The following is a 20,635-nucleotide window of genomic DNA, read 5'->3' as shown; positions in this document are numbered from 1 at the left end:
GCTTCATCATCGCCTAAACCCTCTCCTTACCGGACGGTCGGTAAAACACGGCAGGACAGTCGAGCATCTGTTCAGATCATCCGTTTCGGGTGACAGTTCGTCCCCGTCGGGGTACCTCATTCCTCCGGCCGCCAAGGTGCATCGATTAACATGGGCGTTCACCTGCCTACCATATATCGATCATCTCCGGCCCTGGCGGCGGCCCTCCTGGCGGAGATCGGTGCCGCGGAGCGGCCTCGTCAGCCCTGGCCAACTGGCTTACGGCCGGCATCGCCGCTACGACGGGCCCGAGCTGACCACCACCGGTCGCCTCAGGACGGGCGGATGCCTGACCCGGTCCGTTGACCGGATCGGGTCAGGTGAGGTGGCTCGACCGGGCTCGCGGCACTGGCGGACCAGCGACAACGGGGGAGATCCTGCGCTGTAGTTTGCGATCATGGCGGACTGGAAGACCCGGCCGGCCTCGGTCGCGGACGTCGAGGCGGTCGCCGAGCTGCGGGCCGTGGTGCTGCGGGCGGATCTGGAGCGGCTCGGGCGGTACGACGCGCAGCGGGTACGGCAGCGGCTGCGGGCCGGGTTCGTGCCCGAGCACACCTGGGTGATCGAGGTGGGCGGCGCGTTCGCCGGCTGCGTGTCGCTGCGGCCGGCCGAACACGCCCACTGGCTGGAACACTTCTACCTGGCCCCGCACGTGGGGCAGGGGCGTCGGGGCGGCCGTGCTGCGTGGCCTGTTGGAGCAGTGCGACCGTGCTGGCAGGCTGGTACGGCTGAACGTGCTGCGCGGCAGTGCGGCCCGGCGGCTGTACGAGCGGCACGGGTTCACCGTCGAGACCGAGGATCCGGTCGACGTGTTCATGGTGCGCGAGCCGACCCGAGTCGTACCGCCGCGTTGTCGCTGGGCGGGGTCAACCCTTCACGGCTCCGGTCAGCCCTCCCACGATCCGACGCTGGAACAGGCTGAAGAACAGCAACGCCGGGAGCATCGACAGGGAGGTGAACGCCAGCACCTTGGCCGTGTCGACCGAGTACTCGGAGGCGAAGGCCTGCACCCCGAGGGGCAGTGTGAAGGTTCCCTCCCTGTTGAGGATGAAGAGCGGCAGTAGGTAGCTGTTCCAGCTGGTGAGGAACGTCAGGATGGCCACGGTGATGACACCCGGCTTGGAGAGCGGAAGCACCATGCGCCAGAAGAAGCCCAGTCGGCTGCACCCGTCGATCGACGCCGCCTCCTGGATCTCCTCCGGGATGGCCCGCACGAAGGGGACCAGGATGATGATCGTCATCGGGATGGCGAACCCGATCTGCGGGAGGATCACGCCGGGCAGCGTGTTCATCAGCCCGAGGGTCCTGACCAGGATGTACAGCGGTGTGATCGCCACGGTGAGCGGGAACATCAGACCGGCGGCGAACAGCGTGTACATCGCACCCTGGCCCCGGAACCGGTAGCGCGCGAGGATGAAGCTCGTCATGAGGCCGAGGGTGACCACGCCGGCGGTGGTACAGCCGGCGACGATGGTGGAGTTGAGCACCTGACGCCAGAACACGCCGCCGGTCAGCACGCCGAGGTAATTGTCGGCCTGCCACGGGTCCGGCCAACCCGCCGGGTCGGTGGTGATCTGTGCGTTCGTGCGGAAGCCGCCGACGACGATGTAGACGACCGGGGCAAGCATCGCCCCGATGAGCAGCAGCGCGACGAAGTACACAGCCGGGCTTCCCCACACCGCTTTCCGGCTGGCCCGGATCGGCCTGCGCGCGGCTACGGCAGTCGCGGCCATCAGTTACTCCCTCCGGTGATCGCGCCCCTGGTGTCGCGGCGGAGGACGAACCGTTGATAGATCAGCGCCGCGATGAGCGAGATGAAGAACAGGACCACCGCCACGGCGTTGCCGTAGCCGTACTCTCCGGCGTTGCGCCCGTTGCCCAGCATGTACGTGGCCATCGTCGACGTTCCGGCCGTCGATGCGACGTACTGGCCCCAGATGATGTAGACGAGGTCGAACAGTCGCCGGTGGCACCGATCGCCGATGATGCCGCCCGGGATCCGGATCGTCGGCCCGAGCAGCGGCAGCGTGATACGGCGCTGGATCTGCCAGTAGGAGGCCCCGTCGATCGCCGCGGCCTCCATCAGCTCGTCCGGGATGCCCTGCAACGCGGCGAGGAAGAGGATGACGGCGAAGCCGATGTACTTCCAGGTGAGGATGCCCATGAGGGTCCAGATCGCCCGGTCGGGGTCGGCGAGCCAGTCGCTCTGCAGCCAACCCAGTCCGATCTTCTGGAGGAGGGCGTTGACGGCGCCGTTGCCCTGGAGCATCAGGCTCCAGCCGGTGCCGACGACCACCTCGGAGATCACGTAGGGGATGAACACGAGGACCCGGATGAGCGTCTGCCCCCGCATCCTCCGGTTCAGCAGCAGGGCGAGCAGGACGGCGGCCGGTCCCTGGATCACCAGTCGACAGCGGCGACGATCACGGCGATCGTGCTGCAGGCGCACCGAGGTGAACGCACGCCCGGCTTGAAGGCGAGCACGTAGTCGCGCCAGGCCGACGAACTCGCGCCGTGCCTCGAACCCCTGCCAGAATGAAGAAGCCGGAGAAGGGAACAAGCGGCGACGTGTGGAGAATGACGAAGGACAGGAACACGATCAGTGTCGGCCCCGTCATCAGCGCGATCTCCAGCCGGGCGGGCCAACCGATGCCCTTCCGGCGACGGCGCCCGGCCGGGGGCGGCACGACAGGCGCGCCACCCCCGGCCGTCGTCACACCCACCGACTGGTCCTGCACGAGCGGGTTCGCGTCTTCGCGGTCTGGGGCCGAACAGGTTGATACAAGGACGCGACCGCCGCTTGGCGAGCGGCTCCTGACCGCGCGACGATGTCCTCCGGCCGCCCTGCGTACCGGCCAGCAGATTCACCACAGCGATGTTGAGGGCGTTGCCGACCTTCTGCCCGTAGACCGTGTCGAGCCACTGCGAGACGAACGGGGCCTTGTTGTAGGCCGTGAGCACGGACTCAGATGCGGCTCGGTCACCGCGCCCTGCGCCTCGCTGTTCACCGGCGGCGCCTGGAAGGCCTTGTAGTAGGCCTCCTGCACGCTCGTCTGCACCATGGGCGCCGAGGAAGGCGGTGCACTCTCGCCTGGGTGATGCCTGCTGGCGCAGGAGGAAGCCGGCGCTTCCTCGACGCCGCCGAGGATGGCGCCGGGCTCACCCGCGCCGCCCTCGACGCTGGGGAAGGGGAACCAGTCCAGGTCGGGCAGCGGCTTCTGGTCCGGCGTCAACGAGCCGATGACACCGGGGTTCCAAGCGCCCATGAGTTCCATCGCCGCCTTGTGGTTGGCGATAAGACCGGCCGAGCTTCCCGCGCCCTGCTGGGCCGACGTCGTGAGGAAGCCGCTGTTGAACGGCTGCGAAGCGGCGAAGTTCTGGACGTCCTGACCGGCCTTGAGCCAGCAGGGGTCGTCGAAGCTCATGCTCTTGGCGGTCTCGGTGATGGTGGTGGTGCTGCACGCGCGCAACGCGAAGAAGTAGTAGTAGAAGGCGGCCGGCCAGGCATCCTTGGCCCCGAGGGCGATCGGCTGGGTGCCGGCGGCCTTCAGCTTCTCGACGGCGCCCTGCAACTCGGCGACGGTGGTCGGCGGTTGGGTGATGCCGGCCTTGGCGAACAGGTCCTTGCTGTAGAAGAAGCCGCCGGGAAGCACCGCCACCGGCATCGCGTAGACCTTGCCGTCGATCGTCTGCGCCTTGAACGAGCCCTCCGAAACGGCCTTCCTGGTCGCGTCGGTGATCCCGCCCGTGATGTCCATCAGCTGGCCGGCCTTGACCATCGCGGCCATCTTGCCGCCGCCGCGCTGCATGAACACGTCAGGGGCGTCCCCGGAGTTCAGAGCGGTCTGTAGCTTGCCGTCCAGATCCTCGTTCTGGATGGACTGGACCTCGATCTTCACGTTCGGGTTGGCGGCCTCGAAGTCGGCGACGGTCTTGTCCCAGAACGCCTTGCCGGGACCGGTCGAGGCGTTGTGCCAGAAGCTCATCGTGACCTTGCCGCCGCTACTACCCTCGCCCTCCGAGTCCCCAGCACCGCAGGCGGCCGTTCCCAGCACACCCGTCGCCAGGATTACCGATACAGCCAGTAGTTTCCCTGCCCTCATCAACCTGTCCTCCCTGCCGAGTGCGCCCAGCCGAGGCTCCTTCTGGGCGAACGGGAACGCTGGTCCCGGTGGTCCACCGTGGACGTGAGGGTTGCCGTCCCCTCCTGTCGACAGGGCCGGTCCGGCGGCCGGGTCCCAGCCACTCGCGGCCGTCGCCTCATCCATCAGACGTCACATCAGCGGCTATCGACGGCAAAAGAGTCGCAGACCGATCCGGAAAATACAAGACACCTCCCTGAAACTTCCAGGGGCCGGACGAAGCCGACCGCCAGTGTCACCGTTACGGTGCGGAACGCTGGCGCCGACGTCCTCCGCCGAGGTGAAGTGGTCTACCACCGACGCCGCGCTGCCCGTGCCCGCCCGCGAGCGACTGGTTCCGACGCGTCCGCGAAGCAGGCGGACGACCGGTTTCCCGAGATGTCACCCAGGCCGATGACGTCTTGTCTCGGACAAGTTCCGGAAAGTGTCGGCGGGTGGCCGTGCACAGCGTGTGCCGTGGCCGGGCTGCCGGTTGCGGCACAGCCTCGTCTATAAAGCTGGGCGAACGAAGTGCAGGACCGGTTCTCCGCTGTCGAGCAGGAGGACGCGTCCGCTGAGAGTGAAGCCAGCACGTTGGTAGAGGCGTTGCGCCCGGCTGTTGCTCTCGCCGGTCCAGACCTGGAGGTGTCCGTACCCCTGCCTGGTGGCGTGTCTGGTGATGCCTTCGAGGAGGAGCAGGCCCAGACGTCGTCCCCAGTGGTCGGGGTGGACAAAAACCATGGAGATGTGACACAGCTCCGCCAGCCGCGCTCCGTGGCCGTCTTGATCGCGCCCCGGTTCGGCCAAGGCCATGCCGAGCACCTCATCACCGACCGAGGCCACCAGGGCGAGGGCCTCGGGTTCGGCGAGCTTGTCTCGTACCCGGCCGATGCGCTGCTCGGTGGGCGGTCGACCGCGGGCGACATTGGCTTGGCGCCAGACGTCCACCGCGGCGGCGAGGTCCTCGCCGCGCGCGAGGCGTGCGGTGACCGGGGCGCCGAGATGACGGCCGCAGGACCAGTCGAGCGCTTCCTCGGGGGTGCCGACCGGGTGACCGGACGGCAGGACGGTGTCCTCGTAGCGGCCGGTGTCGGCACTGTAGAGGGCGACGCCCCACCGGTCAGGGTTGCCGATGTCGCGCAGGCGGCACAGCGGGCGTGTGTCGCCGTTTCTGAGCAGCGCGTCGAGATAGGCGAATCCGGCCCCGTAGCGGACGGTGAGCTCGGCGACAGGGGGCCAGCGCCAGGCTCGCTCGGCAAGGCGTTGTCGTAGTGCTTCGGCCTCCACCGTGTCCTGGCTCGCCATGGCTTCCATCATGCCGGGACCGCTCGACCGGGGGTACCGGGCAGGGCCGGCGGCCAGATCTATGGACCGGGGGCTGATGGAGGAACGAACTGCACCATCGACTCGCGAAGGTGCCACCCTCGCGGCCGCTCAGTCGAGGTCGAACTCGTTGCCCTCGATGTCCTGCATGACGAGGCAGGACTCGTTTACGCCATCGGCACGCAGTAGTCGCACGCGTACCGCGCCGAGCGCGACCAGTCGTGCGCATTCGGCCTCAAGTGCGGCTAGGCGCTCTTCGCCCACGAGCCCGGTACCGACCCGCACGTCAAGATGCACCCGATTCTTGACGACCTTGCCTTCGGGAACGCGCTGGAAGTACAGTCGTGGGCCCACACCCGAGGGATCACCGCATGCGAATCCTGAACCCCGACGCTCAGGCGGCAGTGACCGGTCGAAGTCGTCCCAGGTGGCAAACCCCTCCGGTGGCGGCGGTACGACGTACCCCAACACCTCGCACCAGAAGCGAGCGAGGCGCTCAGGTTCTGCGCAGTCGAAGGTGACCTGGATCTGCTTGACCGGCGCCATCGGTCCACCATACCGGCGGGGTCTTCTCGTCGTCTCCCACGGGTCGCCCACCGTCGCGGAGCAGGGTCTCCGACTTCCGGTACACGCGATATTTCCTGTGCTGTGCCGAGCGGGCACGGGCCTTCCTCGCCACCATCGGGTAGCCGCGTCCTGTCGCGTAGTCGGGAGTCGAGCCCGATGTCGCTTAACGCCGCGATCCTCACCGCCGAGGATCGTGCGCGCGAGCGCGCGGGATCCACTCGCCGTACAGGTTTGCCCCTTTCTGGCCCGGCATTGCCAGCAGAACCAGCACGATGATGAATCCGATCGCCGCGCAGAACGAGAGCAGTAGCCACGCTCCGTTCCGACCGGTGTCGTGCAACCGGCGGATCGCGAGCGGCACCAGCGGCACCATCGCCACGATCGCGGGTGCGCCAGCAACCCAGATCAGCCGTGGTGTCTCCTCATCCAGGTAGCCGGCCCACATGTTCAGTAAGGCGAGGTATCCCGTGAAGGCGGCGATGTAGAGCCAGAACTGCCATCGAGGAAGCCGTCCTCGAAAGTCCAGGCACCAGATGAGAGTCCTCCCTGAACGAGATTCCCCGAGGCGGTCTATGAACCCGGCGAACCCGGGCCCGGCCTGACGGCGACCGTCGCCGATACCCATGCCGGACAAGCTACTCGTCCGGCGACGGCCAGGCACGCCACCGACATCAGTGACGCGACGTTGTTCGACGTCGCCCCGGTGGCCAGGGACGAGGGCTGGGCCGTCGGTCAGGTGTCCACCGAACACGTGCTCCTGCGGCGGCACGGCGGCACATGGCAGCGGGCCACCCTGCCGCTACCTACCTCGCGGGGTCTGTTCAACATCCACCTGGCCGCCTCCGCCCCCGACAACGTGTGGCTGTTCACGGGCCTGTTCGGCGCTGGCGGCGACAACGGTGGGCCATCGGAGACGCCGGCAGCGCGACGCTGGGACGGGCATCAATGGATCACCATTCCGATCGACTTCACCGCTACCGATGTGGCCGTCCTGGCGCCCGACGACGTGTGGGTGCTCGACTCCGGGCACAGCCACGGCCGCCCCGTCACCCGACACTGGGACGGCCACCGCTGGACCGAGTACGTCCTGCCGCATCCGGCGGCGTCGCTGTCGGCCAGCGACCCGCGGAACGTGTGGGCGGTGGGCCACCGTGACGATCCCACCGGCCGCACTCAATCGCAGCCAGGCGCTATGCGTTTCGACGGCACAGCCTGGCAGGCGCTCCCCACGCCCGAGCACCGCTCAGCCACGCCGAAACCGCGCGAAATGGCCAAGTTGACCGAGGTCGTCGCCGTCGCCGGGGACAACGTGTGGGCATTCGGCGATCACGACGAGAACCCGGCCGCCACCGATCCGACCGGCCATCACACGATCATCGTGCTGCACTGGGACGGCTCGACGTGGCGCAAGGCCCCGAGCGCCCCCGACTACACGGTCGATATTCACCCCTTTCCCGACCTGGCCGCGACCGGGGACGGTGCGGGTGGGTTCGTCCTGGGCGGGTACCAGCACGGTGCCCCCAACGGCACGCTGCGGGTCATCGGCTACCCCGCGCCGCCTCCTGCGACATCCGAAGCTCCTTCCCCGACCGGGCAATTCAGGGTGAACGACCTACAACTCGTTCCCGGCACCCGCGAGGTCTGGGCCGCGGGTGCGATGGGCTTCGGCGCCTCCGGAGTCACCCCACGTGGCATCATCGCCTCCTGCACACTCAACGGCTGAACCCGTTCTGGTCGCGAGGGATCGACACCGGGAAACCGCCCGGGCCGATTCCACCATCGTGCGCGCCCATCAAACATGCCGCTGGTGCCGGCAACCACCCGCGCGGCGAGCGGTGGAACGCCCCCCGTGGCTGGGGACGGGACGGGATCAGAACGACAGCAGGCGGAAGCTCGCCACGGTACGGAAACCGAGGCCGTGGTAGAGCGGCTCGCCCGCGGCGCTTGCGGTGAGGGCGACCGTGCGTACGCCTCGATGGCGGGCCAGGTCAAGCGCGGCCCTCGTCAACGCGGAACCGATGCCCCGGCGACGGTGTTCCGGCTGGGTGCCGACGAAGTAGAGGGTGAGCAGGCCGTGGCTCAGCCAGGCGGTCGCCGTCCCGACGATCCGGCCGTCGTCCAGACGGCCGGCCAGCCGGATCACCGTGCCGTCGGCGGCGAACGCCTGCTCCCGGTCGACCACGGCGGGAACGCTGTCCGGGGCGATTCCGGAGACCCGGGCGTACGCCGCGACGAATTCGGGCAGGTCGGTGGCCTCGGCGAGGTGCAGCCCGGCCGGCACCGGTGTGGTGGCCACCTGGTCGATCAGCGCGGCCATGATCGGCATCTGCGCGACCTGGACGGCGCCGAGCGTGAGCAGCGCCTCGGCGGTTTCGGCGTCGCTGTCCGGGCCGACCCACCAGATCCGGGGTACGCCGTCCAGGCGGTGGCGGGCCTCGGCGAGCGCGTCCGGCACGGCGTGCCCGGTGACCCGCAGCACGCCGTTGAGGGGGGCGTGCGGCAGGTCGCTACGGTACGTGACCAGGTCAGGGCTAGCGGATCGGCCGACATCCCAGCCGAGCAGGTACGCGCGATGAGCGGCGAGCAGCAGGTCGAGGGCCACCATGATCGGATCGTAACGTGACGCTGCTGGACCAGCGTGGGACCGGCCGCGCCACCCCTGCCGACCGGCGCAGCCTGCCGCAGGCGGAGACGCGGCCACGGCGGCGTGGTATCCGAGCTGACTCGATCGTCCGGGACTCAGGGTAGCCGCTATCACAGCAAGATGTCGGCGGTTCGGTCCCCGGCCGGCGGATCAACCAAGTCGGCGGCTGCGCCGTGTGTTGCGTCGGGCTCCGGGTATCCGGCCGCTCAGACGAGGTGGGGTGGTTTGGTGGATTCGTACCCTCCGGTGGAGGCCCATGGCCTGATCGGCGACCTGCAGACTGCGGCGTTGGTGGCGACGGACGGGACGCTGGACTGGTTCTGCGCCCCTCGGTTCGACTCGCCCAGTCTGTTCGGCGGCCTGCTCGACCGACACAAGGGTGGCTACTTTCGGGTGTCGCCGGAGGGCGTCGAGTACGTGAGCAAACAGCTGTACCTGCCCGGCACGCCGATCCTGATCACCCGCTTTCTCAGCGCGGACGGCGTCGGAGAACTCATCGATTTCATGCCCGTCGCGGGGGAGCGTCCCACCGACCGCCACCGCCTGGTGCGGATGCTGCGGGTTGTCCGGGGCGTCATGCGATTCCGTCTCGAATGCGAGCCCCGCTTCAACTACGGCCGGGATCCGCACGAGCTCGACATGTACCTCGAGGGGCAGGTTTTCCGCAGCCACGCGTACTCCTTCAGGATTAGCAGCGTTCAATATCCGGAGTCCCGGATCGCTGAGCGGCCAGTCCAGCGAACCGAGGAAGGGGGACTGCGTGTGATCTTCGCGATGCGTGAGGGTGAGCAGTCGGGCGTGGTAATGGAAACCGGAGCGGCACCTGACCGACCGCGTCTTTACTCGCCCGGTGAAGTGAGCGACATGCTGGTACAGACCCGCGACTTCTGGAAGCAGTGGATGGGCCGCTCCCGTTACACCGGCCGTTGGCGGGAGATGGTCGAGCGGTCGGCGATGACGCTCAAGCTCATGACGTACGCACCGACCGGCGCGGTGATCGCCGCCCCCACCGCCGGGCTGCCCGAGCAGATCGGGGGGAGACGGAACTGGGACTACCGCTACACCTGGATCCGCGACGCGTCGTTCTCCGTGCACGCGCTGCTCAGCCTGGGCTTCACCGACGAGGCGTCACAGTACCGGCGGTGGGTGGACGACCGGATCAGGGACGCCGAGGAGAGCGGCGTGCCGTTGCAGATCATGTACCGCGTCGACGGCTCACCGGAGCTCGACGAGGAGGTGCTGCACCACCTTGAGGGGTATCGGGGATCAGCACCCGTGCGGGTGGGCAACGGCGCGGCGCGCCAACTGCAACTCGACATCTACGGGGAGGCGCTTGACGCTCTCCAATACGCGGACAGTCACGGCCTGATGAGTTCACACCAGGAGTGGCGGAACACGGTACGGATGGTGGACTGGCTCTGCGAGCACTGGGACCAGCCCGAGGAGGGGATCTGGGAGGCGCGCAGCGAACGTCAGAACTACACCTTCGGGCGCCTGATGTCCTGGGTAGCCCTCGATCGCGCTGTCCGCCTCGCGGACGAGCGCGGGCGACCGGGCGACACCAGCCGATGGGCGAACACCCGGAACCAGATCTACGAACAGATCATGGACCGTGGCTTTCACCCCGGACGCCGCGCCTTCGTGCAGCACTACGGCACCGATGTCCTGGACGCGGCGCTGCTCGCCATGCCAGCGGTGGGATTCGTGGCGCCGACCGACCCGGTCTGGCAGTCAACCCTGGCGGCCATAGAAGCGGAACTCGTCTCCGACAGCCTCGTCTACCGATACGACCCGGCCGCCTCGCCCGACGGCCTTCCCGGCAGGGAAAACACCTTCACCATGTGCACCTTCTGGTACGTCCGGGCCCTGGCACAGTCCGGCCGTCTCGACGAGGCCACGCTGGTCTTCGACAAGATGCTCACCTACAGCAGCCCGCTCGGCCTCTACTCGGAGGAGATCGCCCCGACGGGCGAGCAGACCGGCAACTTCCCGCAGGCGTTCAGCCACCTCTCCCTGATCAGCGCCGCGGTGACCCTCGACCAACTGCTCGACGCCCGCCGCTGAGCCGATACCGGAACGGCCGCCATGTCGCCACCGCCCAGCCCTGCTTCAGAGATTTGTTGCTCGGTCCCGCCGGCAACGAGTTCCGCCTGACCCTCTCGATGCGGGAGCAGGACTCGTTGCCGGTGGACGGTGAGCGGGTCAGTTCTGGATGGAGAACGTCGCGGCGACACCGTTGTGGTCGGACCTGGTGCCGCCGACGATGTCGTAGCCGGTCATCCACATGAGCTGGTGCTCCGGTAGCCGCTTCCAGAAGTAGACGTAGTCGATGTGCCGGTTGCCGTGCGTGCCGGTGCCCTTCTCGCCGTAGAGGTTGTAGTTGGAGCGCAGGTTCGGCAGTTCGTTGGCCTCGAAGACCTGCCACGGGAACTTCGCGTACCCGTAGCTGCGGTCGGCGCTGAAGTCGACGTTGAGGTCACCGCTGACGATGACCTGGCCCTGGGCCTGCTTGTCGACCGCCAGGTCCTTGAGGCCCTGGAACTGCGCCTCGGCGCACCTGGTGCGCGGCAGGTCCTCCGGCCGGCCGGCGGTTTCGATGCTGGCCACCGCGTGGGCGTTGATGTGTGTCACGTTGCGGCCACTGGCCTTGTGCCGGTACTTGACCCAGTTGTTGTAGCGCGCGGGCGGCACCTCGCCCGGACCGTTGGTGTCACACACGAAAATCGAGCCCTTGTCGAGTACGTCGAACATGCTCCTCTTGGCGATCAGCGCCTCGCCGGCCTGGTTGGTCCCGCCCGGCGCGTACAACCACCAGCCGTTGTCGGCGGCCCAGGTCTCCAGGAAAGCCTTGCGGTTGCCGACCTCGTTGAGACCGACGAGGTCGGCCTTGGACGCGATGAGGTTCAGGTCGTGTACGAAGTCGCCCTGGTTCAGCCCGTGGTAGATGTTCAGCGTCGCCGCCTGGAAGGTCACGTTCGCCGCGGCCGCCGGTGCGCCCGGCAGCAGGGCCGCCACCAGCGCGACCGCGCCCGCGAGAGCGCCCAGGGCGCGGGCCGACCAGTGTGTTGTCTTACGCATCGACTTCCCTTCGCACGAAACCGCCGTCGGTGGCGGCCACCGCACGCTATCGGTTCGGGTCGACGCGACACCGAACAACGGGGAACGAAAGATCGACAGACTCGCGCCGGCCAGCTCAGTCCGGTGGCCAGCCTCCGACGAGGGCGGTGTACCGGCCCGGCGCGAGCTGGTGCCTCGTGCTCGGGTAGTCGTCCGCGACCTCAGTGACTCGCGCGTCGGGCGTGTACCGGGTCGAGTCGATGCCCGCGCCGGGCGTCTACGGAGGACTACGGGAAGTTCCTGCGTTCCAGTGCGCTCGCTCGACGGCATGAGCGTGTGGGTGATCAAGCTGCGTTGCGATCCTGCGCCAGCCATCGACGGATGACTGAAAAGTCCTTCTCGGTCAGGCCTGTGTATGGGTTGACACGGTGAAGCAGCGCCGGCGCCGGGTGGTGAGCCACGACCCATCGCTGATCGGCATCGGTTGTCTCGTCGTCAAGCCAGACGAACGATCGTCCTGCTGCCCACTGGGTCAGGAACACAGTCTTCCAGTGCAGGCCGTGCCCCGGATCCTCGTCGCCGCCCGGCCAATCGACGACCGGCAGGTCCGGAAGCCCGAGCCGTGGCGAGACGACCTCGTTCGCATCCGCCATCCACGTCGTTGCCCAGACCAACTCGCATCCCAGGGCCAACAGCCCGCGACCGTCACCTGGGTCGAGCCGATCGAGCAGAGGATTGCCAGTCCTGTCCGGTGGCTGCGTGACGGCACCGCTCAAGAAACGTCTCCGGCCTGCCGGCCGAGCTTTGAACGGGATCAGTGGTCCGTCTACATCGAGGAAGATCAAGGGGCGGTGGGTGGGGCCGGGTATCACGCTCGAACCGTATCGTGGAGCCGATCCGGGCCGCGCCGGGTACGTGCACTCTTCTCGGCGCGGCCGGACGTCGAGCGCCCGCCAACCGTTCACAGGACCGCCCTGGACGACCTTGTTGGTGCCGTACTCCTTGGTTTGCTTACGGCACTGCCAGCGCCCCGCTCCAGCAAAAGGCCGGCACCAGTCGTCCTGTCGGGCGGTCTTGGGGTTGGCGCGCATGCCCACGTAGCAGACCTGGGTGCGCGGTCGTGAGAATCTGGCGGCCGAGGCGCTGCAACTCCGCGCCGCTCTCACCCGCCGCGACCTGGAAGCATCCCCGATGGCGGGACAGCTCTGGTGCCGCTCGACCAGCGGCAGAGGGGGATGCACGCGGAACTCTAGCTGCGGTTGGAGTACAGGTACACGGTGACCGCGTCGGGTGCGTCGAGGTTGAACAGGACCGATCGGCGCGTGCCGTCGGCGGTGGGTTGCTCCTCGACGATGCCGGAGACAACCTTGGCGGTTTCGGGGTCCCACAGGTCGCCGCGACCGACGTCGTTTTTCGCGTCGACCGCCCGAAGCCCCGGTGCGGGAGCCGCCGTGAAATTTGCCTCGGCGATGAAGGCGTCGAGCGCAGCCCGGGGCATGCGGAACTTTGCCGAAAGCAGGGTTTCCAAGCCGTTGCTATAAACGGCGGACAGCAGCACGGTTCCGGGAGGCAGGGTCACGTGAGCGATGGCTTCCACCTGAGCGGCGCTGGCGACCTGCGGGCCGGACTGGACCGGGAGCGGATCCAGTTCCCTGTTGACGAAGACCAGCCCGGCCACACCGCAAGCGATCAGCGACAGCACCAAGCTGATGCAGGCAAGTACGCACACCCTGTTGCTGCGCCGATTGCGGGTCGTCCGGACAGGGGTCTCGATCATGGGCAACACAATAAGGTGCGCACGCTCATCGAGCAGTACCGGACATCCACCGGCAGGGAAGCCCGGTCACGAAGCGTGACTGCTTCGGCTGTGGGTGCCGCACGGTCGGCGGCGGCAGATGTGCGCTCGAGGCTGGCCAGCATGTGTCAGGGTCGATGTATGCCGACCTTGTCGGGTCCTAAGGCCGTGTGTCAAAAGTGGTCGGGCGACATGGACGGCATCGCTGCCGGGCGGTCGGGGTCGTCTGCCGATGCTGGCCTTGTCGAGGTGGTCGTACACGGTGGAACGGGGAGGGGTGTGGTCGCACCGCGCGGCATCCACACCGAAGGAATCGGCTACGCCGCGCTGCTGGTGCGACCGTGCAGCCTCGTCCTTTACGCGCAGATTCTGGTCAGGTCGCACTTCACAATCCGCATTCAGGTTCGCTGGAAGCGAACGCAGTCCAACAAAGCAACATGGTCCGGCTAGTGTCGATCTCATGATCGCAAGACGGGAAGTCACGTATGACATCGACGGGTTGACGATGGTCGGTCACATGTCGCGGCCAGGGGGCGGTGGGCCATGGCCGGCCGTGCTTCTTGGACATGACGGCGTCGGTCTCGATGACTATCAACGCGGCCGAGCCGACGACCTCGCCGAACACGGCTATCTGACCTTCGCAATGGACTACCACGGCGGCCGGACCTTCTTCGGCGAGCCGCAAGCGATGCTGGATCGGGCCCTGCCGCTGATGGCCAACCCCGCCCGCATGTTGACCATCGGTCAGGCCGCGCTCGACGTGCTACTCGCTGAACCCGGCGCCGATCACAATCAACTTGCCACGCTCGGTTACGGGGCCGGCGGTCGAATCGTGCTGGAACTCGCCAGGACGGGAGTGCCCTTCAAAGCGCTCGCCGTAATCCACCCCGGCCTGCCAACCCCGCGCGCCGAGGACTGGACGAATGCCGGTGGGACCTTCCTGCTCTGTACGGGTTCCGAAGATCCGCTCTGTACTCCCGCTCAAATCTTAACGTTCAGCAGCGCGCTCCAGGACGCTGGCGTCGATTGGCGAGCACACATTTATGGCGGAGCCAAACATGCCTTCTGGGCCGCTCCGACTCAGCCTGACGGGACACCTACCGGCGGCGCTGACCACCTCAGCCCCACCGTGCCCGGCGTGGGCTACCACGCCGGGCACTCCGCGCGGGCGTGGCGGGCGGTTCTCGACTTGTTCAGCGAAAGCATCGGGGCGCAGTCACCCGGATGCTAGGCCGTGTGTCAAGAGTGGTCGGGTGACGGGGCCGGGTTGACCGGTCGGGCGTGTCGGTGATCGATACGAGGCGAGGTCTCCGGTAGATGGGTATCGACCAAGACAACCATCTGCACGGAGACCTCGTGGCCGGGTTGCATGGCTCAAACAGCACCGCGCCGTGGCCACGCGCTACGACAAACTCGCGATGCGGTACGAAGCCACCGCCACCATCAGCATGATCGACGTTTGATTCAGGCGACTTGAACGGCACCACACGGCCTAGAAGCGCTGAGCGGTCGAGATCGACCACGTTCACTGGTAGCGTACGTCAACGGTTCGTGAGACGAGATTACGCAAAGGGCTGGATGTGATTATGGAATCGGGCTCGATGCGATGAGGCCGTGGACGTTGACGTGCTCCGCTGCCGGCTGTTCCACCTTCTCGCCGAACTACCAGGGATCCCCTGGATGAGTCTCCACGTGCTGCTCTACCTCCGTGCGGGTATGACGGGCTATGCCGGTTATGCCCTCCGGGACCTGTCTCCGTTCATGCCCTCGCCGAAAAACTGCTATTGATAATCGTCGGGATCGCGTGGTTGAGTCCACTGTGGGCGATCGTGAGCGTCGCGGCGACCTTCTGCCTGGGAGTGCTGCGTCTGCTGTCCGACGTTCGCTGGTACTGGTTCAGGTTGGCTGCGCAGTCCCGTCGAGGGCACTCCCATCGGCATCACGGTGCGCCGCACGCCAGCCGAAGCCGTCATCCTGTGTGACTCGCAGACGATCTGTCACCGCGCCCGCTCGGCGGCATGAGAGTGCGCGGTATCGGAGGGCGCACAGGCGCCACCAGCGCCCGGTCAGGTGGATGCGCGAGCCGCTGCCTGCCCGAGTAGGGTCACCCGGTGACCGCGTACTACATCGCCCCCAAGCTGCCGTCCATTGACCGGCTCCGGCAGCGCTGCAAGGCATTGGCCGTGCTTGAACGCATCATCGGCGATGAGGAACCCTGCTACACCTATACCTCGGCGTGGGGCACGGCCGAGGCGGCACAGTGGCGCAACGGAGCCGGCGAAGAGTGGGCCGTCGTGTTCACCGCGGACGGCGCGTTCATCTGGGTCTTCGATCATGAGTCGGAGCTGAACCCCTACCGCAATCCGGACCGCACGTTGTGGCCGGGGCTGCTTGACGGCCTCCCCAGGGTGTTGCGCCCGCAGCTGGAGGAGCCCGCTTTCTGCGATGAGTCCGGGCGATTCGTCGCCACGGCGGTGCTGTGGCGGTTGGTTGGTGACGACCGCTGGCACGCCGGCGAAGGGATCATCTTCCCATCGACACGCGGGCCCTACGAGGGCCCCGGGGCGGACGGGTCCGAATGGCTCGATGTCCTGCTCGACGACGTCGTCGACCAGTTTGTCGGGTTTGCCGCTAACTACCACGGCATCGAGGTGGACCGGGCGGCAGTCGAGCACGTCGTCGCCCACCGGCCGCTCACCGACACCGTGATACAGGCCCTGAATCCTCAACTCACCGTCGCCGACCTGAGGGAGGACATCGCCGCCATCGGTTACCCGATCGCGGCGATGTAGCGGCGGGCCCGGCAAGCGGCTCACCGAGCGTCAGCCTCGGCCTAGCGTCCACAGGCGTGGGCAACTTCAAGACACACCCCGGGGACATTCGCGTCGGGAGGGGTCCCGGGCTGTCTCCGCGAAGATGTTCACCAGTTGCCGACGCGAACAAGGAGATCACAGATGCTCACGCCAGTGCAGGTCGATTGGCTGACCCTGCTGCTCGGTCCCATCGTTCTCATCTCGTTGGGGCTTGCCGTGTTCTCGAGACGTTCGGCCAGCAACAGCGACGCGCCAATCCCCGGCTGGGGCAAGGCCGCCCAGGTGGTAGGCATCGTCGCCGCCATGCTCCTACTCCTCATACAAATAATCGGGCGCGGCTAGTACGGCAGCCGCCAACCGCTGGTTGACCAGGACGTAGTCCGCTGCGAGCAGGTGTCGGCGGGTCAGTGCGATGGTCATTGGTCCGTCATCGCGTACCGACGCCGGAACCAAGGTCAGTCATCCGCTCATCGGTATGTGCGGGCGCCGGTCAGACCGCCGCCACGTGACCCCGCGTTACGCGCGGATCGCGGCATGGGCGGATGCCGGTGTACGGCTTGACGACGGCATCCGGCCTGGCTACTCGACCGCTGCCTTCAAGACCCAGGAGGTGAGCCGTGGACGGCCGGGGAGATCGACGCGCCCTGTGGACCAGAGGAGCACCTGGACCGGATGGCCGGTCGGAGCGTCCGGAAAGAGTCGAGCAATCACGGCGCTGCAGAGAGACTCGGGCGGATGCCAGGGGATTCCCAGCCCTTCGGTGATGTCGTGGGTGTGCACCAGCGTCTCGTTCACGCCCAGCGCCGCGAAGCCGCTCGGATCGGTCGGGCCCCAGTGCCAGGCGCGGACCGCAGGTTCGGAAGCGGCCAACGCGCCGCTCAGCAGCCTTCCTGCGGCGTCGACTATCCGCAACAGCTCGCGGGGGGACGCGTCTTCGCGTACCACCAGGTCGAACGGCAGGTAGGCGGTGTCAGGCCGAGCAGCCAACTGCCCGGCATACGCGAGGAGGTCGTGCGCGACGTGGGCGGCCGTCTCCCAACAGTTCCAGTCCAGCGCGCCGGCCCGGCGTCGCCAGTCCGCGGACTCGTGCGGTGTGAGCACCCGCACCATCTCGGCCACGGCTTGGTCGACGTCACGGCTGTCCATCGGGCGCACACGCGACAGCCTGTCAGATCTCGCTCCGTCTTGACGGCATGCAGTCGTCAAGGAGTGCGCCGGGTCGCCTGGTCCCCGGCGCGACCGGTCGCTGTGCGGCCGCGTTGGCTGCTACGGCCAAATCGCTGGCCCGCAGGTCGGGCTCCGTCGTGGCGTGCACACGGTTCATGATGTAGGCGAAAGCCAGCCCGCTGGCCGGGTCCGCAAAGCCCAGCGACCCGCCGTGGCCGGCGTGCCCGAACAACGTCGGTGTGAACCATGGCAGATCCGGCGTGGGCAGGCCGAAGCCGAGCGCCCAACGGGTCGGCACCTGCAGGACCTGGTCGGGCCCGGCGGCCTGCTCCGTGGCCGCGACGGCGAGTGTGGCCGGGTCGAGGATGCGGTGGCCGTCGATCGGGCCGATCAGCGCGGCGTAGAACCGAGCGAGCGCGCGGGCTGTGCAGACTCCGTTGACGGCCGGGATCTCGGCGGCGCGCAGGTCCGGCCGGTTCAGGTCCAGCGGCTCGTCGGTGGGGAGCGCCACCCGCAGCATCAGTGAGGAGCGGTCGACGGTTGACAGGTCCAGCGGCGGCGCCACGATCCGGCTCACCCGGTGCTGTTCGTCGTTGGGTAGCCCGATCCAGATGTCGAGGCCGAGCGGCTCGGCGATCTCCTGCCGGAAGAAGGTGCCGATGCTGCGGCCGTACACCCGCCGGACCAGTTCGCCGACGATCCAGCCGTAGGTAAACCCGTGGTAGCCGTGTGCGGTGCCGGGCTCCCAGGCCGGCGCCTGCGCGGCGATGGCTGCGGTAACGGGGCTCCAAGCGGCCAGGTCGGCGAGCGTCAGTGGACGGTCGAGGGCCGCCAATCCGGCTTGGTGCGAGAGCACCCACCGTACTGGGATCCGGTCCTTGCCGGCAGCGCCGAACTCCGGCCAATACCGTGTGACCGGCGCGTCTAGGTCCAGGTCGCCGCGTTGGGCGAGCAGATGTGCGCACGCCGCGACCACGCCCTTCGTCGCGGAGAAGACGACCTGCAGCGTGTCACGTTGCCAGGGTCGGCCGGTGTCTGGATCGGCCAGGCCGGTCCAGAGGTCGACGACCGGACGGCCGTGGTGGTAGATGCAGACCGCAGCGCCAACCTCCCCGTACCGTGCGACATTCCGTTCGAATGCCTCCCGGACGGCCGTGAAGCGGGGCTCGGTAAAGCCATGGATTTCCACTCGTACTCCTCCTCTGGCACGGGAACCCGCGTCAGGTTAGGACGATGACAACCGTTAGGCAACCCTTACGGCGTTTGTCAGGAAATCCTGACGTTCTAGGATACTGACATGCACATCGCGCTCGACGACCTACCCGGACACTCCGGCTCGACGGCCGAGCGACTGTCCGACGGCTCCCTCGCCGACGTCGACGCCGAGCCGAGCCGCGGCGAGGGCGACGGCGCAGGCCCGCGCCCCTCGGCGGTCGGGGTGCTAGCGCGGTGCTCATGCGGCTGGACCGGCCCGACCGAGCATCGTCCTGACGAGATGGGCCGACTGTCCGCGACCTCGGACTGGGTTGCGCATATGCGGCCGCTATGGGAGGCCGCACCGCCGGCGTGGCTACTCAACCGATCAGAGTCGTTACGTGAAACCGTCATCGAACTCACCGGCACGTGGCCGTTGCAGGCGTTGGGAGTCCTCGCGCACCTGGAACGCTGGCAGCGCACGGCGACCGAGGATGCCGTTGCCCGGGCCCGCCAGGCGGGCAGTTCCTGGGCCGACATCGGCGCGGTACTCGGCATCACGCGCCAGTCCGCGCACGAACGGTTCAAGCAGGCCCGCACCACCGGCCACGGCTCCCGCAGCGGGCGTCGTCCCGCACAGCCATGACGATTCCCTGTACCGCCCCATCACCGTGTTGGCGCTGGCGGATGGTCAACCACCCATCGACAGGGGGTCGGGTCGAGGGTGCCTGCCGGCTGCGCGATCGGTCGTTGGTCGGGGTGGGGCGGGTGCTGCGGGATGGCGTTCATGGCACTGGCGATCCGTACACCACCGTCACCGAGCCGGCGTTCGTGGCGCGGTTCCTGCTCGATCCAGACACGGACACGGTGGCCAACGTCGACGCGCTCGTCGACCTTCCCAATGGCTCCACGTGGGCGCTGACAATCTTCACCGTCGATGAGGTCGGCCGCCTGTTGGCGCGGTGGAAGGAGACAGGTGAGGTTGCGAACGGCAGTTACTTCTGGGCCGCCGACCAGCTGATCGTGCCGGAACCGGGTGTATCGGCGATGGCCGCGGCGATCCGAGAACTGGTGTGCAATGGAGACATCACGAGCGTCGGCGTCCGATGCGAAGGCCAGGACCGAGACACGTCGGCGGCCACCGGGGGTGACCCTTCAGCCGTTGCATCGAGCCCGATCTGCGGCAGACGTGCGCACTTGGTACCGCGACGGTCGGTTGCCGTCGCGCGCCGCGTTGCGACCGGATAGCATCCCGAAATGCTCTTGCGCGACGTGGAGCCAGCCGACCTCGATGCATATCTCCGCATGCGCTGCGATCCGGTCATGATGAGAGAGCTCGGCGGCCCGCAGTCGCGTGATCGCGTTGCTGGTCAACTCAAGCATGACCTCGACACGGTTCGCGCGGACAGCGCCTGGATCAAAATGATCATTCCCGATGGCTCCGCCCAGGTGGCGGGAACGGTGACGCTGTACCCCCACGAGGGCATCTCCGAGATCGGCTGGATGATCCTGCCGGAGTTCCAAGGCAGAGGCTTGGCGAGCGAAGCCGTTCGCGCGGTTCTCGACCTGGCCCAGGCGGATGGGCGTTGGGGGCTGATCCACGCGTTCCCGAGCACGATGAACGCACCATCGAACGCCATCTGTTGCTCGGCCGGGTTCTCCCTCGTCGGCCAAGAGGAAACGGCCTTCGCGGGACACATCTTCCAGACCAACCACTGGGTATTTGATCCATCTGCTCACGCCTGACCAGCCGGCTCGTCAGCTGCATGACCACCGCTGTCCGGCATCCGCACATCGGCTACTTGTTTCATTACCAGCCGGCTCGTCAGCTGCATGACCACCGCTGTCCGGCATCCGCACATCGGCTACTTGTTTCATTGACCTGTGACCGTGGCCCGGCCAGGCTTCGGTCCAG

At 67.6% G+C, this 20,635-nt stretch carries 20 protein-coding genes; 8 read left to right on the top strand and 12 right to left on the bottom strand.

From position 1 onward, the window contains the following. Positions 1-905: 905 nt before the first annotated feature. From ACQEUR_RS23730 to ACQEUR_RS23705, 6 genes are all read right to left on the bottom strand, one after another. Positions 906-1,772 (bottom strand): carbohydrate ABC transporter permease, encoded by an 867-nt coding sequence (locus tag ACQEUR_RS23730; protein WP_433035051.1) that lies wholly within the window; start codon positions 1,770-1,772, stop codon positions 906-908. Next, on the bottom strand, positions 1,772-2,443 hold the full coding sequence (locus tag ACQEUR_RS23725) for a carbohydrate ABC transporter permease (protein ID WP_433035048.1): 672 nt from the start codon (positions 2,441-2,443) through the stop codon (positions 1,772-1,774). Before ACQEUR_RS23725 ends, ACQEUR_RS23730 begins: the two co-directional genes overlap by 1 nt. A gap of 460 nt (positions 2,444-2,903) precedes the next feature. Beyond that, complete coding sequence (locus ACQEUR_RS23720; protein WP_433035045.1) at positions 2,904-4,025, bottom strand: ABC transporter substrate-binding protein; 1,122 nt, start codon at positions 4,023-4,025, stop codon at positions 2,904-2,906. A 645-nt stretch (positions 4,026-4,670) separates the two neighbouring features. After that, a complete protein-coding gene (locus ACQEUR_RS23715) occupies positions 4,671-5,465 on the bottom strand; it encodes an N-acetyltransferase family protein (protein WP_433035042.1) in 795 nt (264 codons plus the stop codon). Positions 5,466-5,594: 129 nt separating this feature from the next. Further along, on the bottom strand, positions 5,595-6,029 hold the full coding sequence (locus ACQEUR_RS23710) for a VOC family protein (protein WP_433035039.1): 435 nt from the start codon (positions 6,027-6,029) through the stop codon (positions 5,595-5,597). Positions 6,030-6,228: 199 nt separating this feature from the next. Then, positions 6,229-6,675, bottom strand: coding sequence for a DUF805 domain-containing protein (locus tag ACQEUR_RS23705; protein WP_433035036.1), 447 nt, complete (start codon positions 6,673-6,675; stop codon positions 6,229-6,231). Positions 6,676-6,735: 60 nt separating this feature from the next. On the opposite strand from ACQEUR_RS23705, the gene ACQEUR_RS23700 reads away from it, so the two are divergent. Further along, complete coding sequence (locus ACQEUR_RS23700; protein WP_433035033.1) at positions 6,736-7,773, top strand: hypothetical protein; 1,038 nt, start codon at positions 6,736-6,738, stop codon at positions 7,771-7,773. Positions 7,774-7,920: 147 nt separating this feature from the next. Here ACQEUR_RS23700 and ACQEUR_RS23695 read toward each other — a convergent pair whose 3' ends face one another. Then, positions 7,921-8,655, bottom strand: coding sequence for a GNAT family N-acetyltransferase (locus tag ACQEUR_RS23695; protein ID WP_433035030.1), 735 nt, complete (start codon positions 8,653-8,655; stop codon positions 7,921-7,923). 267 nt (positions 8,656-8,922) lie between these two features. On the opposite strand from ACQEUR_RS23695, the gene ACQEUR_RS23690 reads away from it, so the two are divergent. Beyond that, positions 8,923-10,758, top strand: coding sequence for a glycoside hydrolase family 15 protein (locus ACQEUR_RS23690; protein WP_433035060.1), 1,836 nt, complete (start codon positions 8,923-8,925; stop codon positions 10,756-10,758). Positions 10,759-10,896: 138 nt separating this feature from the next. Here ACQEUR_RS23690 and ACQEUR_RS23685 read toward each other — a convergent pair whose 3' ends face one another. The 3 genes from ACQEUR_RS23685 to ACQEUR_RS23675 all read right to left on the bottom strand — a co-directional run bounded on the left by ACQEUR_RS23685 (position 10,897) and on the right by ACQEUR_RS23675 (position 13,528). Further along, the gene (locus ACQEUR_RS23685) at positions 10,897-11,772 is read right to left on the bottom strand and encodes an endonuclease/exonuclease/phosphatase family protein (RefSeq protein ID WP_433035027.1); all 876 of its coding nucleotides are present in this window, start codon (positions 11,770-11,772) and stop codon (positions 10,897-10,899) included. 323 nt (positions 11,773-12,095) lie between these two features. After that, the gene (locus tag ACQEUR_RS23680) at positions 12,096-12,623 is read right to left on the bottom strand and encodes an HAD domain-containing protein (protein WP_433035057.1); all 528 of its coding nucleotides are present in this window, start codon (positions 12,621-12,623) and stop codon (positions 12,096-12,098) included. 377 nt (positions 12,624-13,000) lie between these two features. Next, a complete protein-coding gene (locus ACQEUR_RS23675; protein WP_433035024.1) occupies positions 13,001-13,528 on the bottom strand; it encodes a hypothetical protein in 528 nt (175 codons plus the stop codon). A gap of 478 nt (positions 13,529-14,006) precedes the next feature. Between ACQEUR_RS23675 and ACQEUR_RS23670 the strand changes: the two genes are divergently transcribed. The 3 genes from ACQEUR_RS23670 to ACQEUR_RS23660 all read left to right on the top strand — a co-directional run bounded on the left by ACQEUR_RS23670 (position 14,007) and on the right by ACQEUR_RS23660 (position 16,701). Continuing rightward, positions 14,007-14,777 (top strand): dienelactone hydrolase family protein, encoded by a 771-nt coding sequence (locus tag ACQEUR_RS23670; RefSeq protein WP_433035021.1) that lies wholly within the window; start codon positions 14,007-14,009, stop codon positions 14,775-14,777. A gap of 880 nt (positions 14,778-15,657) precedes the next feature. Further along, positions 15,658-16,338, top strand: coding sequence for a hypothetical protein (locus ACQEUR_RS23665; protein WP_433035018.1), 681 nt, complete (start codon positions 15,658-15,660; stop codon positions 16,336-16,338). 162 nt (positions 16,339-16,500) lie between these two features. Further along, positions 16,501-16,701, top strand: a complete 201-nt coding sequence (locus tag ACQEUR_RS23660; protein ID WP_433035015.1) for a hypothetical protein — start codon at positions 16,501-16,503, stop codon at positions 16,699-16,701. Positions 16,702-16,938: 237 nt separating this feature from the next. On the opposite strand, the gene ACQEUR_RS23655 is transcribed toward ACQEUR_RS23660, so the two are convergent. Beyond that, the gene (locus ACQEUR_RS23655; protein WP_433035013.1) at positions 16,939-17,505 is read right to left on the bottom strand and encodes a maleylpyruvate isomerase N-terminal domain-containing protein; all 567 of its coding nucleotides are present in this window, start codon (positions 17,503-17,505) and stop codon (positions 16,939-16,941) included. Between the two features lie 22 nt (positions 17,506-17,527). Next, a complete protein-coding gene (locus ACQEUR_RS23650) occupies positions 17,528-18,715 on the bottom strand; it encodes a serine hydrolase domain-containing protein (RefSeq protein ID WP_433035010.1) in 1,188 nt (395 codons plus the stop codon). A gap of 114 nt (positions 18,716-18,829) precedes the next feature. On the opposite strand from ACQEUR_RS23650, the gene ACQEUR_RS23645 reads away from it, so the two are divergent. The 3 genes from ACQEUR_RS23645 to ACQEUR_RS23635 all read left to right on the top strand — a co-directional run bounded on the left by ACQEUR_RS23645 (position 18,830) and on the right by ACQEUR_RS23635 (position 20,466). After that, positions 18,830-19,366, top strand: coding sequence for a hypothetical protein (locus tag ACQEUR_RS23645; protein WP_433035054.1), 537 nt, complete (start codon positions 18,830-18,832; stop codon positions 19,364-19,366). Between the two features lie 122 nt (positions 19,367-19,488). Then, on the top strand, positions 19,489-19,968 hold the full coding sequence (locus ACQEUR_RS23640) for a hypothetical protein (protein WP_433035007.1): 480 nt from the start codon (positions 19,489-19,491) through the stop codon (positions 19,966-19,968). 9 nt (positions 19,969-19,977) lie between these two features. Continuing rightward, positions 19,978-20,466: a GNAT family N-acetyltransferase gene (locus ACQEUR_RS23635; RefSeq protein ID WP_433035004.1), complete on the top strand. Its 489-nt coding sequence runs from the start codon at positions 19,978-19,980 to the stop codon at positions 20,464-20,466. Positions 20,467-20,635: the final 169 nt, after the last annotated feature.

Origin of the sequence: Plantactinospora sp. CA-290183 (assembly GCF_050936375.1) — a bacterium.
Classification (GTDB): Bacteria; Actinomycetota; Actinomycetes; order Mycobacteriales; family Micromonosporaceae; genus Plantactinospora.
The sequence above is the reverse complement of the archived record's forward strand: the minus strand, read 5'-3'. Positions and strand labels throughout refer to the sequence as shown.

What these genes read in the sequence shown, in the direction of transcription:
- ACQEUR_RS23730 (WP_433035051.1), bottom strand. Translation starts at nt 1,772, where the DNA reads ATGGCCGCGACTGCCGTAGCCGCGCGCAGGCCGATCCGGGCCAGCCGG.
- ACQEUR_RS23720 (WP_433035045.1), bottom strand. Translation starts at nt 4,025, where the DNA reads ATGAGCTTCTGGCACAACGCCTCGACCGGTCCCGGCAAGGCGTTCTGG.
- ACQEUR_RS23715 (WP_433035042.1), bottom strand. Translation starts at nt 5,465, where the DNA reads ATGGCGAGCCAGGACACGGTGGAGGCCGAAGCACTACGACAACGCCTT.
- ACQEUR_RS23710 (WP_433035039.1), bottom strand. Translation starts at nt 6,029, where the DNA reads ATGGCGCCGGTCAAGCAGATCCAGGTCACCTTCGACTGCGCAGAACCT.
- ACQEUR_RS23705 (WP_433035036.1), bottom strand. Translation starts at nt 6,675, where the DNA reads ATGGGTATCGGCGACGGTCGCCGTCAGGCCGGGCCCGGGTTCGCCGGG.
- ACQEUR_RS23695 (WP_433035030.1), bottom strand. Translation starts at nt 8,655, where the DNA reads ATGGTGGCCCTCGACCTGCTGCTCGCCGCTCATCGCGCGTACCTGCTC.
- ACQEUR_RS23685 (WP_433035027.1), bottom strand. Translation starts at nt 11,772, where the DNA reads ATGCGTAAGACAACACACTGGTCGGCCCGCGCCCTGGGCGCTCTCGCG.
- ACQEUR_RS23675 (WP_433035024.1), bottom strand. Translation starts at nt 13,528, where the DNA reads ATGATCGAGACCCCTGTCCGGACGACCCGCAATCGGCGCAGCAACAGG.
- ACQEUR_RS23670 (WP_433035021.1), top strand. Translation starts at nt 14,007, where the DNA reads ATGATCGCAAGACGGGAAGTCACGTATGACATCGACGGGTTGACGATG.
- ACQEUR_RS23660 (WP_433035015.1), top strand. Translation starts at nt 16,501, where the DNA reads ATGCTCACGCCAGTGCAGGTCGATTGGCTGACCCTGCTGCTCGGTCCC.
- ACQEUR_RS23655 (WP_433035013.1), bottom strand. Translation starts at nt 17,505, where the DNA reads ATGGACAGCCGTGACGTCGACCAAGCCGTGGCCGAGATGGTGCGGGTG.
- ACQEUR_RS23635 (WP_433035004.1), top strand. Translation starts at nt 19,978, where the DNA reads ATGCTCTTGCGCGACGTGGAGCCAGCCGACCTCGATGCATATCTCCGC.